Source organism: Spirosoma agri, from assembly GCF_010747415.1.
Lineage (GTDB): Bacteria > Bacteroidota > Bacteroidia > Cytophagales > Spirosomataceae > Spirosoma > Spirosoma agri.
The window spans coordinates 123,593-137,100 of record NZ_JAAGNZ010000002.1; the positions used below are offsets into that span (position 1 = coordinate 123,593).

The 13,508-nt window shown below is 50.1% G+C and carries 12 protein-coding genes; 8 read left to right on the top strand and 4 right to left on the bottom strand.

All coding sequences use genetic code 11. The annotated features are described in order from the left end of the window. Positions 1-13: 13 nt before the first annotated feature. Entirely contained in the window at positions 14-1,729 is a 1,716-nt protein-coding gene (locus GK091_RS17245) for a glycoside hydrolase family 10 protein (protein WP_164041075.1), read from the top strand. A 25-nt stretch (positions 1,730-1,754) separates the two neighbouring features. Here the strand turns inward: GK091_RS17245 and GK091_RS17250 are convergent, their stop codons facing one another. Then, complete coding sequence (locus GK091_RS17250; protein WP_164041077.1) at positions 1,755-3,011, bottom strand: 4-hydroxy-3-methylbut-2-enyl diphosphate reductase; 1,257 nt, start codon at positions 3,009-3,011, stop codon at positions 1,755-1,757. A 122-nt stretch (positions 3,012-3,133) separates the two neighbouring features. Between GK091_RS17250 and GK091_RS17255 the strand changes: the two genes are divergently transcribed. Together GK091_RS17255 and GK091_RS17260 are read left to right on the top strand one after the other, a co-directional pair. Beyond that, positions 3,134-3,637, top strand: a complete 504-nt coding sequence (locus GK091_RS17255) for a flavin reductase family protein (protein ID WP_164041079.1) — start codon at positions 3,134-3,136, stop codon at positions 3,635-3,637. Between the two features lie 64 nt (positions 3,638-3,701). Further along, positions 3,702-4,982: a hypothetical protein gene (locus tag GK091_RS17260; protein ID WP_164041081.1), complete on the top strand. Its 1,281-nt coding sequence runs from the start codon at positions 3,702-3,704 to the stop codon at positions 4,980-4,982. A gap of 24 nt (positions 4,983-5,006) precedes the next feature. On the opposite strand, the gene GK091_RS17265 is transcribed toward GK091_RS17260, so the two are convergent. The 3 genes from GK091_RS17265 to GK091_RS17275 form a co-directional block, all read right to left on the bottom strand. Further along, positions 5,007-6,530 carry a GH3 auxin-responsive promoter family protein gene (locus GK091_RS17265; RefSeq protein ID WP_164041083.1) on the bottom strand — a complete coding sequence of 508 codons (1,524 nt, stop codon included), beginning with the start codon at positions 6,528-6,530 and terminating at the stop codon, positions 5,007-5,009. A 72-nt stretch (positions 6,531-6,602) separates the two neighbouring features. Further along, positions 6,603-7,493, bottom strand: a complete 891-nt coding sequence (locus tag GK091_RS17270) for a glycerophosphodiester phosphodiesterase (RefSeq protein WP_317166317.1) — start codon at positions 7,491-7,493, stop codon at positions 6,603-6,605. 183 nt (positions 7,494-7,676) lie between these two features. Further along, positions 7,677-8,123, bottom strand: coding sequence for a sigma factor-like helix-turn-helix DNA-binding protein (locus GK091_RS17275; protein WP_164041086.1), 447 nt, complete (start codon positions 8,121-8,123; stop codon positions 7,677-7,679). A gap of 243 nt (positions 8,124-8,366) precedes the next feature. Between GK091_RS17275 and GK091_RS17280 the strand changes: the two genes are divergently transcribed. The 5 genes from GK091_RS17280 (at position 8,367) to GK091_RS17300 (ending at position 13,304) form a co-directional block, all read left to right on the top strand. After that, a complete protein-coding gene (locus tag GK091_RS17280) occupies positions 8,367-10,793 on the top strand; it encodes a penicillin acylase family protein (protein WP_164041088.1) in 2,427 nt (808 codons plus the stop codon). A gap of 59 nt (positions 10,794-10,852) precedes the next feature. Further along, positions 10,853-11,200 (top strand): hypothetical protein, encoded by a 348-nt coding sequence (locus GK091_RS17285; protein ID WP_164041090.1) that lies wholly within the window; start codon positions 10,853-10,855, stop codon positions 11,198-11,200. A gap of 70 nt (positions 11,201-11,270) precedes the next feature. After that, positions 11,271-11,867, top strand: a complete 597-nt coding sequence (locus GK091_RS17290; RefSeq protein WP_164041093.1) for an OmpH family outer membrane protein — start codon at positions 11,271-11,273, stop codon at positions 11,865-11,867. 285 nt (positions 11,868-12,152) lie between these two features. Beyond that, positions 12,153-12,614 (top strand): SsrA-binding protein SmpB, encoded by a 462-nt coding sequence (smpB, locus tag GK091_RS17295; RefSeq protein ID WP_164041095.1) that lies wholly within the window; start codon positions 12,153-12,155, stop codon positions 12,612-12,614. Positions 12,615-12,788: 174 nt separating this feature from the next. Then, positions 12,789-13,304, top strand: a complete 516-nt coding sequence (locus tag GK091_RS17300; RefSeq protein ID WP_164041097.1) for an HNH endonuclease — start codon at positions 12,789-12,791, stop codon at positions 13,302-13,304. Positions 13,305-13,508 lie beyond the last annotated feature (204 nt).

Consider the following 13,508-nt stretch of genomic DNA (forward strand, 5'->3'; position numbering starts at 1 on the left):
CCTGTTTTGCCAAATGCGTTCGATTGCCTTCTTTTCGCTCTTTTTTCTCGCCTTGCTCTGGGACGGTTGCCGTCGTCCGGAACCCGTTGTTACGCGACGGCCTCCGGTTGCAGCCCGACGGCCACCAATAGCTAAGCCCGCTCCGCCAAAGCCCACCACGGAGAAGCCAGCCCCATCGAAACCAACCGGTACAACCGTTGTGGTGCCAACAGCGAATAAAGGCATAGACGAAGCCGACGAGATCGACGAACAAACACCCCTTGAACAGGGACCTGTACCACCCAAGCGCGAATTCCGGGCGGTCTGGATCGCAACGATTGATAACCTCGACTGGCCCAGCAAGAAAGGGTTGCCCGTTGCCAGCCAGCAGCGCGAGTTGATCGAGATGTTCGATCAGCAACAGCAGATGGGGATCAACGCGGTTGTTGTTCAGGTTCGGTCGGCAGCCGATGCCTTCTATGCCAAGAGTTCGGAGCCGTGGTCGGAGTGGTTAACAGGGCAGCAGGGGCTCGCTCCAGAGCCATTTTACGATCCGCTGGAGTTTATGATCGAGCAGGCGCATCAACGGGGTATGGAGTTTCATGCGTGGTTCAATCTTGACCGGGCTACGTTTAGCAAACTGGCCAGTGTTGCGCCGACGAATATAATTTACCGTAAACCAGAATGGATTCTTACCTACGGTGGTCGCAAGTTATTCAATCTGGGCGTGCCTGCGGTGCGGTCTTACATCGCCAGCATTGTGGCGAATGTGGTGCGGGAGTATGATGTTGATGGCATTCACTTCGACGATTATTTTTATCCCTATGCCATAGCTGGACAAACCCTGCGCGACGATAGCACGTACCGGGCCAACTTCAACGGGATGAAAAAAGAGGATTGGCGACGCGACAATGTCAATAAACTCGTCGTTGAGCTACGCGACTCGATCCGGGAGAACAAACCGTGGGTAAAATTCGGTATCAGCCCCTTCGGAATCTGGAAAAATAAAAGCAGTGATGCCGAAGGGTCAGCGACCAACGGTGGGCAGTCGTACTATGAACAGTATGCCGATACCCGGAAATGGGTTCGTGAAGGATTGATCGATTACATCGTACCACAGGTTTACTTTAGTACCGAGTTTAGCCGGGTTCCTTACAAATCGTTGATCGACTGGTGGATACGGAATAGTGGAAAGTGTCATTTGTATATCGGTCATGCCGCGTACCGGGTTGGGCGGGGTTCGGAGCGCGATCCGGGCTGGGGTAAGGTAACAGAATTTCCTGATCAGATGCGCTACATCCGGCAGCAGCGAACAGTGCAGGGCAGCGTATTTTTTAGCGCAAAATCGTTGAAAACCAATCCAATGGCTATCCGCGATTCGCTCCAGTCTAATTTCTATCGATACCCGGCCCTTGTGCCGACAATGACCTGGCTGGATAGCATTCCACCGTTGCCCCCCCGCGATTTGAAAGTGGCAGATACCGCCGAAGGGGTGGAGTTATTTTGGCAGCAACCTGCCGAAGCGTTGGATGGTGATGGAGCCAGTTATTATGTCGTTTATCGATTTGAGGGGCGTCGACCGCTTTTACGTTTGGATGACCCCCGCCATATTGTGGCGCAGTGTGTTGGTGAAGCGACGACACGTTTTGTGGATAAAACCGCTGATCCGAAGAAGAAATACGTGTATGTCGTCACCGCTGTTGACCGATTGCACAACGAGAGTAGAGAAGTTACGGTCAAAGTCCGCTAATAAGTAGCGCGGCCGACCGCCCACGTTATGCCATAACGCTGGCCAGCACTTTCTCGATCGGTTGAGCGTCCGGAAAGAAACTGGCTAATCTTAGCAGGATTCCTTCTACCGTAGCATCCGGGCAGGAAGCACCACACGTCAGCAAGATGGTAACTGGCTCATCAGTTGGTGAACCCAGGCGCGGAATAAAATTCTCGGTTACAATCTCCTGTTTGGCGTGGCCGTCGTAATGGCGAATCAGGTTAGCCGACAGAATTTTTTGTTCCGATTCAATAAAGTACGTCGGCAGTTTTTCCTCGCAAAGCTCAACGATGTGTGAGGTATTGGATGAATTGTACCCACCAGCTACGATAGCGAAATCGGCCGGGTAGGTCAACAGTGCGTAGGTTGCGTCCTGGTTATCATTGGTTGCATAGCAGAGTGTGTCGCGGGTGTTGGCGAAATAGCGATCAACCTGATCCGCTGGTGCATTGTCGTCAAGACCGTGCGTTTGAATCATCACCTGCTTCAGGTAATCGGCAATACCCTGCGTATCCGACGCCAGCATTGTGGTCTGGTTCACAACACCCACGCGCTGCAAATCGCGGGTTGGGTCGAAACCATCGGAATACTGACCTGCAAATTCCGCATAAAACTGCTCGGTTGGGGACTCGCCGGTGATGTATGTCGCCAGGCGCTTTGTCTGAGCCATGTCCTTGACTATAACCGTTGGAGCCGACTCCTTGCTGTGGGAGAACGTCGCGCGGGTTTCTTCATGATTTGGCTTCCCATGAACAACAACCGTATAATTTTTCTGCCCGATTTGTCCGGCTTTGTTCCAGACTTTTTCGACGAACGGGCAGGTGGTATCGTATTTTTCGACGTCTAAACCAATAGAGGCCAGTTTATGCTGAGTCTCTAACGTGGTGCCAAATGCCGGAATGATCACAACATCGTCGGGCGTCAGCTCAGACCACGGAATGAGCTGACCGCCTTTGGTATCCATAATAAACCGCACACCCCGATCCAGCAGATCCGCGTTGACATCGGGGTTGTGAATCATCTCACTCAGAAGAAAAATTCGTTTACCGACATTATCCGCAATGGCTTTGTACGCAATCTCAACAGCATTTTCGACACCATAGCAAAAGCCGAAATGCCGGGCAATCAGCAACCGAACCGGACCGAAATCAAGAAGAGTGGGTGTAAAATCCCGTTTCAGTTTATCTCGTTTCCGCCGAAATTCTTTCAGGGGCGTGATGATACTGCTACGGTAATAGTCAGGAATATCGAACGATTTCATGGAAAGTGGTCGGTAATCAGCCTTTTATGCTTAACAAAGTTAGTGCGACTACAGCCAAAGAACAACCTCCTGTTCCGCAATGTTCACTAACGACCAGTGACCACTCATCGCCAACGAATCACATGCCAAAACGCCTGCTGAAATATAAAAATTACGATATTCACAGTATCACCACTGTCGCCAGAGTCGGTACGCCCGAGCAGCAGTACAACGCCAATATCGTAAGCTGGCTCATGCAGACAGACATGAAAGCCAAGGTGCTGGTCGTAGCACTGTACAAAGTCGATTACACCATCGAGTTGGTACGAGAAAGCGGTATCCTAAACGTAAACCTACTGGCAACGGACCAGGCTCGCCTGATTCGGAAGCTCGGCCAACAGACAGGTAGAACCACGCCTGGCAAGCGTATCAATAAGTTTAAAAACCTGCCTTACGCGCTTGATGATCGCGGTTGTCCTTACTTGACAGAAGCAATCGGGTACGCACAATGCCGGGTGATGCACAGCGCCGACGGGGGCGACCATGAATTATTTGTTTGCGAAGTGGAAAAACAAGTTGTGCTTAACGCAGCAAAGGAGGTAATGACCTACCATTTTTTGACCGCTAATAAACTGGTACGAGGGTAATTAGCGCCTTTCGGTTATATTTGGCTACAGTCCTATAACCTTCTCTAAGCCACCGTATTCGTTTATGACAATTGCTGCTGTCTTCTCCACCGACCAATGGTCCTGGTGGCGTAACGTGCTGTTTCGTTTTTTCTGTATCTACCTGGTTCTGTACACGACGCTCTGGACCTGGGTTGGCGATTTTCCCGGCCTAAATCTGATCAGTGAGTACTATGGCCTAGCTGAGAACTGGCTCGTCACGCTTTCTAACACGCACATTTTCCACGTAAAGGACGTACTGGTTCCATTGAATGGGAGTGGAGATACATCGTATGGCTACGCGCAGTTGTGCTTTTTCTTGCTGGCGTCCATTATCGGTACAGCCATCTGGACACTAGTCGACCGACGCAAAAATTATGATTTGGCTTATTACTGGCTGCTGGTGCTTGTCCGGTATTACGTAGCGATGACGGCGTTGGGTTACGGCATTATCAAGTTGTTCGGATTGCAGATGATATTTCCGTCGCTAAGTGCGCTGGCTACGCCGTTGGGCGATTTGCTGCCGATGCGTTTTTCGTGGTATTTTATCGGTTATTCGACACCTTATCAATTTTTTTCAGGGGCTGTCGAGGTCGTAGCCGGACTACTGCTTCTGTTCAGACGGACCAGCACGTTAGGCGCGTTTGTTGCGGCAAGCGTATTTCTCAACGTCATGATGATGAATCTCTGCTATGACATTCCTGTCAAGCTGTTTTCCATTCACCTGTTCCTATTCAGTAATTTCCTGTTGATCGGCGATGCCAAGCGGTTACTCAACTTTTTTATTTTTAACAAACCGACCCAACCTGCTGTGCGCTTTACGCTACCCAAAAAGTGGATGCGGAGGACACAACTGGGGTTGAAAATTGCCTTCGTTTATTTTTTTCTGGTAACACCTTTACTCCGCTCGTACCATGGCGCTTTCGGACCAGACGGTGAATCGGCATCGACGAAGCTAGCTACCGGTTTTTTTGCCGTGGATCAGTTTAAGGGAAGCGCAGCTGATAGTTTACGCTGGCAGAATGTCGTGTTTGAGACTGGTAATTCAGGGAGTATTGAAACGGCCGATACACTGTTCAGACAACGCTACCGTCGGGGCTATTTCAGCTATTCGCTCGACTCGCTCAACCGGAGAATCGCTTTTAAGAAGTTTGCTAACGATACGGCAGCATTGTTCACGATGCAATACACCATGCCCGACACCAACCACATCCTGTTGCAGGGGAAAATCAGAAACGATTCGGTTCAGGTATCGCTCAAGCGGCAGAATCGGCGTTTTCAACTGGCCGAGCGACAGTTTCATTGGCTTTCAGAGACAAACCGATAATGCAGCAAATAGTAGGCGAATAACTTACAGCTCCAGGACCCGGCCCAGAATATCATCCAGATACTCCCGCGAATTAGCCAGTCGGGGTACTTTGTGCTGACCGCCTAGCTTCCCGCGCTGTTTCATCCAGGCGTAGAACGTTCCTCGGGGCACAACGTGAATCCGAGGCCGTTTCAGCACCATTTCGTTGTACCGTTTGGCATCGTAATCGGAGTTGATTTCCCGCAGTGTCTCGTCCAGAATTTGGTTGAATCGTTGCTGGTTATCGGGCTCACGCGAAAATTCAATGACCCATTCGTGACAGCCGTTGGCTCCGTTGCTCATGTAAACCGGCCCTGCCGTGTAATCCGAGATAACCGCTCCCGTGGCTTCGCTGGCCCGTGTGATGGCTGCTTCGGCGTTTTCGACGATAATCTCTTCGCCGAACGCATTGATAAAGTGCTTGGTGCGTCCACTGACCTTGAGCCGGTGTGGGTAAAGTGACGTGAATCGAACCGTATCACCGATTTTGTAACGCCAGAGTCCCCCGTTGGTCGATACGACCAACGCATAATTTTTATCCAGCTCCACTTCGTCGATCGTTAGCGCTTGCGGAAAGGGCTGATCGGCTTCGTGGAAGGGCACAAACTCGTAGAAAATGCCGTAATCAAGCATTAGCAGCATTTCGCCCGTTCGGGACAGATCATCCTGAATGGCAAAAAAACCTTCCGACGCATTATATACTTCCTGATAACGTACCGCGCTGGATGGAAAGACTTGGTGCTGAAATAACTCCCGATACGGCTGAAAATTAACGGCACCATGAATCAGCACTTCAAAGTTCGGCCACACATCCAGAATGTTTGATTTGCCGGTCTGGGCCAGAATTTTGTCGATCAATACCAATCCCCAGGTTGGTGCGCCGAGCATACTGGTCACATTTTCCTGCGACGTGATTTCGGCCATACGCTCCATCTTGGCTTCCCATTCGTCCATGAGTGCAACCTCGATCGATGGGGTGCGGATAACCTGCGCCCAAGTCGGTAGATTTTTCATGACCACAGCCGACACATCACCGGCGGCACTGTTCGTACCCAGCGGATTCTGATGCAGGCTACCACCAATGGATAATCCTTTGCCCTCAAAGGTTTTGGTATCGGGGTTGTTGGCTACATAGAGAGCCATCATGTCTTTACCCCCCTTAAAGTGGCTTTCGTCCAGTGATTCGGTCGTAACGGGGATAAATTTGCTGCGGGCGTTGGTCGTACCTGACGATTTTGAAAACCAGCGCACGGGCGACGGCCAAAGCACCTTGTTCTCACCTTTCATCACCCGTTCTATGTACGGATACAGGTCCTCATAGCTTGACACGGGAACCCGTTTCTGAAAGTCGGCAATCGTGCAAATGGACTGATAATCGTGCTTTTTGCCCCATTCGGTTTGGCGGCCTGCCTGAATGAGTTGCTCAAATACCGTTTGCTGCACCGGGCCTGGGTGTTTCATCATTGCCTCGATGCGTGGAATACGTCGTTGCAAGAGCCATTTAAGCGTAGTATTGAGGAAGGTCATACCGTTAAAACACGCATAAGCTAACCTACGTCGGTAGGATAGAGGTAGAAACTTACAAAAGCAGTAGTTAGTTTACAAACTACCGACCCGATTAGGGTAGTCGGTGATCAGGCCATCAACACCCCAGTCTATCAGGCGTTTCATAGCATCTGGTTCGTTGACCGTCCACGGAATGACCTTGATTCCCTGCTCATGAAGCCGGGCAATTCTATCGCGACTCAACAGTTTGTAGTAGGGACTGTAGATAGCGGGCTTAAAACCCAGTTCAGCCAGGTTCTTGTCAGGACTGCGCAGGTTTTCGACTAAAGCGGCCAAGCGAACGGTAGGGTATTGTCCAGCATCGGCCTGCTGTTTCCAGTACTGAAGCGTAGCGAAGTCAAAGCTTTGAATAACAACACGTTCGGCTTTTAATTGCTGGCTGATTACGGCTTGAACGAGTGCGCAGAATTCGGCGGGTTCGGGCTGGCTTTTGTTATACTCCGACGGTTCACTCTTGATTTCTATATTATACGAAAAGTCAGACAGATTTTTTGACTTCCGATACGCTTCGGCTTGCTCGATAACCTCACTCAGCAAAGGCTTATACGTTTTGCGTTTCTCCTGTTCCGGATAGGCCGCATTACCATTTGAGCCGACGTCGTATTGCTTGATGTCGGCGTAGTTCATCAGGTAGAGCACCCGATTTTTCTGGTCTTTCTTATCGACCGGCTTTCCGTCGGGCGCTATGCTGTAAGCGGCATTGAAATAAGGTTCATGCGAAACAACGACCTGTCGATCCTTGCTGATAACGACATCCAGCTCTAACGTGGTTACGCCAAGGTCGAGCGCCTTAAGAAAGGCCGGAATGGTGTTTTCGGGCATCAGCCCCCGGCATCCCCGGTGCCCCTGCACATCGAACCCTGTAGGTAATGACGAGGTAAAGGCGGTGGCAATCATGCAAATAAGTAGAACGTTAACACGCATACCGTTGGCCGGATGGAACGCTCAAAAGTACACTTTCTTTTTTAGTTCGATCTTTTTTCTACGAACCGGGACCGGTATCGTGCACAACGTAGGCCTGTTGCCGGGCAGAAGAGCCATAGAAATTCCATACACCACCCGAAGCGGGGCGTGTACATCATGACCAGAAAATGAAACAGGATACGGCTAATTGACGAATACGGCCAACCACACGATCATGGCTTCGATACCCGCGTGTTGCCGTAAATAATCACGTAAGAAGCGACAGGCGTGGTAGTACTGCGCGTTTACCATGACGACAGAAATCTGGAGTCGCGAGGCTATTTCCTCATTGGTCAGCCCTCTGTCAGAACGTAGAAGAAACACCAGGCGACGCTGGGCTGAAAGCTGACGGAGGCCAGTGAGCACAACGGACCCATATTCGCTCAGAGCCAGTCTTTCTTCAGGCGACTGAAGACCCAGATGGCGCAGGATAGTCTGCTTCTCATCGCGGAGTGTATTGATCGTTTGATACCGCAGCGCTTTGGCGAGAGCAGGATCACGCAATGGCGATTCACCGACTTCTTCACGTGATGTCCACTGCTTTGGATAAACATCCTGAAGAGTATCTTCAGCCAGAACCAGATCTTTCATATATTGACTAGCTATACTGTACAGATAATGGTACTATCGCTAAAACAGTGTTCCGAATCCGGGTTCGGTAGTTTCGTGAAAGCGTATGCCGGTATGCGACAAATGGGTGCACTCAGGCTGCGAACCTATAATTTGGAGTAAATGTAGAAAGATTTGTCGCGATAAGGAAAAGAATACTTTTTATTTGGTGGATGTACTAGTAAAATTGTAAAAGATATTCCCTCCCATTGCTTATTCCCGTTCATGCGCTACGCAAAAGCTATTGTTCTTTCGTTGATCACACTGGTATTTATTTGGGCGTTGAACCGCCCCTGGGGTAGCATTCCGGCGTTTGGCCCGTTGCTGAGCCCCTTTGTCGGCTTCTGGCAAAATGCCGAATCGGTGGCTACGTCCGATGAGGAACTAACAGTAGAAGGGGCCAAAGCGCCCGTTACCGTTGTCTTCGATGATATGGCGGTGCCGCACGTCTTTGCCCAGAACGATTATGATGTGTACTTCGCTCAGGGCTATCTGACCGCTCGCGATCGACTCTGGCAGATGGAATTTCAGACGCATGCAGCTTCGGGTCGCCTTGCCGAAATTGTCGGTGAACGAGCCTTACCGCTCGATCGATTCAACCGAGAAATTGGCATGGTCTATGGCGCTGAACGTGCCCTGAAAGCGATGATGAGCGATCCAACTTCAAAACAAATTGTAGAGGCTTACACTGCCGGGGTCAATGCCTGGATAAACAAACTCAAACCGGCCGACTATCCGATTGAGTACAAATTGCTTGGTTATGCCCCCGAGCCGTGGTCGCCTTTAAAATGTGCGCTGCTGCTAAAAGCCATGACCAGCACCCTGGCGAGCGGAGCTGATGATCTGCAAATGAGCAATGTCCGGAAAAAATTCGGAGCGGCTATCACCAATGATCTTTTTCCCGACTATCCTGATCACGAGGATCCCATTATTCCGACCGGTACGAAATGGGAGTTCAAGCCATTGCCGATTCCAAAATCGGCCGACTCTGCGTCTACCGACAACTCACTGGCGTTGAACTGGCCTGCTCATGATCCGGCTATTGGTAGTAATAACTGGGCTGTGGGTGCGCAAAAATCGGCTACGGGTTATCCTATTCTGGCCAATGACCCGCATTTAACACTTAGCTTACCCTCGATCTGGTATCAGATTCAGCTGGTTTCGCCCACGATGAACGCGTGTGGGGTATCGTTGCCAGGGTCGCCGGGGGTTATCATTGGTTTCAATAAAGACATTGCCTGGGGGGTAACCAATGTGGGTGCCGACGTGCTGGACTTCTACAAAATCCGCTTTCGGGATGCGACCAAACAGGAATACTTTCACGGCGGTGTCTGGAAACCCGTCCGGCGACGACTCGAAGTGATCAAGGTGAAGGGGCAGGCCGATATGATCGATACGGTTTACTACACCCATCATGGCCCAATCGTAAACCAGAGCGGTCAGAAGGGCTTTCGGGCGAATATTCCGTCGGGTTATGCGGCTCGCTGGATTGCGCATGAGCCTACGGATGAACTTCGTTGTTATTACCTCCTGAACCGGGCCAAAAATTATGATGATTACGTGCAGTCGCTGGCTTATTATGGCGCACCGGCTCAGAACTTTGTGTTTGCCGATGTTCACAAAGACATTGCTATTTCACCGAACGGAAAGTTTCCGCTGAAGTGGAAAGAACAGGGTAAATTTCTGCTCGACGGTACGAATCCCGCGCATGACTGGCAGGGCTGGATTCCACCAAGCCAAAACCCGCGCGTCAAGAATCCGCCGAGAGGATTTGTCAGTTCGGCCAACCAGTTCTCGACCGATCCAAGCTATCCCTACTATATAAACTGGCAGTTTGCCCCCGCCGAGCGTGGTATGCGGATCAACCAGCGTCTGACTGCCATGCAACGCATCACGACCGACAGTATGCGTCAACTGCAAAACGATCTGCATAATTTACGGGCGGCCATGGCTCTGCCGAAGCTGTTGCCTGCAATCAAGGGATCATCGCTGACAGGTGATCAGGCCAAAGCGTTGGCCATTTTGAAAAGCTGGAGTTACCAGAATGACACAAGTGCTGTTGGCGCTACTATTTTCACCGAATGGAATCGGCAGTTAAGTGACGCGATCTGGAAAGACGAATTTGATCGGGGTGATTCTCTGCTGACTCGCCAACCAAGCTTCGACCGGACACTACACCTCATCGAGCAGGAACCGAAAGCGCATTGGTTCGATAACGTCAATACACCAACGCCTGAAACAATGGTGGATATATTGACAAGTAGCTTCCAGACGACTTGCGATACGCTGGCCAAAAAGCATGGACCCATTGGACCAACCTGGGCCTGGGGAACGCATAAAGCCACCGCTATCCGGCATCTGGTGCCTGGCCTGGATGCGTTCAGCGTTCTGAATGTGCAGATTGGCGGAGGAAGCGGGATCGTCAATGCCACGACCGAACGGACTGGTCCGTCCTGGCGGATGGTTGTGGAACTAGGTCCGGCTCCCAAAGCATATGGCGTCTATCCGGGTGGTCAGTCGGGTAATCCGGGAAGTCCCCATTATCAGAACATGATCGAAATGTGGCGAACCGGACAACTGACCGAACTGGTCTATCTGCAATCGGCGCAGGATAAAAATCCCCGAATCAAACGGAAAATGACACTCAAGTAATGCGGTGGAAACCCGCTGGTAATAAAATAATGGTGCGGCTTTCCAGCCGCATTACGCCTATGATACAGATTCTGCTTATTGCCCTGATTAGTTTAGTGGCTCAACTCATACTTCCTTGGTGGAGTCTGGCAATCGTCGCGTTCCTGATTTGCCTTTGGCGAAGTCCAAGTGCCGGACGCTCCTTTCTGTACGGTTTTGCGGGTGTTGCCTTAGTCTGGTTGGCTTACGCACTGCTCATTCATCTGCGTACCGATGGAATTTTTACGGGTCGAATGGGTCAATTGCTCTTCAAGACAACGAATGCCGTGTTGCCCATGCTGGTAACCGCTCTGGTGAGCGGTCTGGTGGGCGGTTTTGCCGGCTTGTCAGGATTCTTTGTTCGGCAGGCAACCGTAAATCAACCGTAAATGGTGCTTCGTAACTGGTAAATCCCCTACATTTGTAGGATAAACTTGCAACTAACCAATCTATTTTCCTGTGAAGAATGCCTCATTAATTCTAAATGTCGTCCTGGCGATTGCCGTAGCTGTTCTGTATTACCTTCATTTTAAAGATCGCCAGCCCGAAACGGCTTCGTCTGTGACGGTTCCTGCCGAGGCAAAGGGTAGATCGATTGTCTACGTTAATGTCGATTCCTTACTGACCAAATACGACTTTTTCAAGGATACGCAGAAAGTGCTGGAAAGCAAGCGGTTCCAACTTGAAAACGACCTGACATCTAAGGGGCGTAATCTGCAAAATAAAGTAGCGTTCTTTCAGCAACGGGCGGCTACCATGACGCAGGAGCAGGGTCGCGCTACGGAGGCTTCTCTACAGAAAGAGCAACAGGATATTATGGCATACCGGGAGCGGGCTGCGCAAAATCTGGCTGCCGAAGAGCAGGAGAAGAACAAGCAGTTATACGACCAGATCTACGACTACCTCAAGAAACAGAATGCCCAGAACAAATATGAGTTCGTGCTGGGTTATACGAAAGGGGGGGGCATCCTCTTTGCCGATCCATCCGGTGACCAGACCAGTAAGGTACTTGCCGGTCTGAACAAAGAATACAAGGAGAAGCAAACGAAAAAATAGTAGCAGACAACAGGCTACTGCCATTAGCAATAGAAACCGCATCGGCCACCAGATGTTCTTCATTTGGCGACCGGTGCGGTTTCTGTTAGATGCCAGTCATTATCGCTGTTTATCGGATGATTATACCCGTGCCAGACGACGTAATTTTCTTAGCACTGGCAAACCTCTGATCAATTTCCGGTGTTCTTGGTCTTACCAAACTACTTTCAGTCCCTCGCCGGACTATTTACCTGACTTGATGCCATCTGGTGTTTTTGGATAGCCTCAAGTCGTATATACTGTTCCATGGCCTCTGCTTCTATTGTTAAACAGGTTGATATCCGGAATCGTCGGGCATCGTTTGAATATTCGTTTTTAGAAACGTTCACGGCGGGTATTATCCTGACGGGTACCGAAATTAAATCGATCCGACAGGGAAAGGTAAACTTACAGGACGCCTATTGCCTGATTTATAATGACGAACTCTTTATTCGTCAGATGAATATTTCGCTGTATACCGAAGGAACTCACTACAACCACGACCCGCTGCGTGATCGGAAACTGCTGCTGACAAAGCGGGAGATCAAGCGGCTTACCGAAAAATTAAAGGATCAGGGATTGACCATTGTTCCCGTCCGAATGTTCACCAGTGAGCGTGGTTTTGCCAAAATCGACATTGCGCTGGCGAAAGGTAAAAAGCTGTTCGATAAGCGCGACAGCATTAAAGAACGCGACGTAACACGAGAGATGCAGCGCGAACGCTACTAAGGTCGACAGACTCGCCTACTCATCCGGATATAACTAATCTATCGATTTAGTAGAAGAAGATGATTGTCAATGGCTGACGGGTGTATATTCACAGATTAGTAAATTTTCCACAATGCTTGCCGATATGTGGATAACTCTGTAACTTGCTACCGTACAGAGGCATCTAAACGCGATATGGGCAGGAAAGTATTAGTCTTAAACCAAGATTACAGTGCACTCAGCATCTGCTCCGTTCCTAAAGCATTTTTGCTGGTTTTTTTAGATAAAGCCGAACTCGTCGCCGAATCCGAGCAATTCACGCTCCGAACCGTCTCTGCGGAGTTCCCGATGCCGTCGGTTATCCGGTTACATCGATACGTAAGTCTGCCGTACAAGGGCGTTATGCTCACCCGGCAGAATATCTTTAAGCGTGACGGTCACCATTGCCAGTACTGTGGAACAACGGAAGATCTGACACTCGACCACGTCATGCCAAAATCACGGGGGGGTAAAACCAGCTGGGACAACCTCGCTACCGCCTGCAAACGGTGCAACTCCCGGAAAGGGGACTATACACCCGAAGAGGCCAATCTTAAATTGCGGCAGAAGCCCTTCAAACCGACCTTCCTGGTTTTTCTACGCGAGTTTTCGGGATCGCTCGAACAAAGCTGGATGCCCTTTTTAAGCAAGAAAGAAAAAGCATTCCAATAACAGTTTCGAAAGAAGCGGGCGAACAGGACCAAACAGTAAGAAAGAGTGTACTCGGTGCATCTGTCTTTCTTGCCGTTTGGTCCTGTTCTTTTCGTTGTGCTCTCTTTTTCAAAGACTTTTGCCACCGCCGAAACTTTTTTAACGAAGCAATTGCTATCTTTGCAGTCCTTTTTCAAGGAACTTTATTTTAAACCAAAAGTCAGT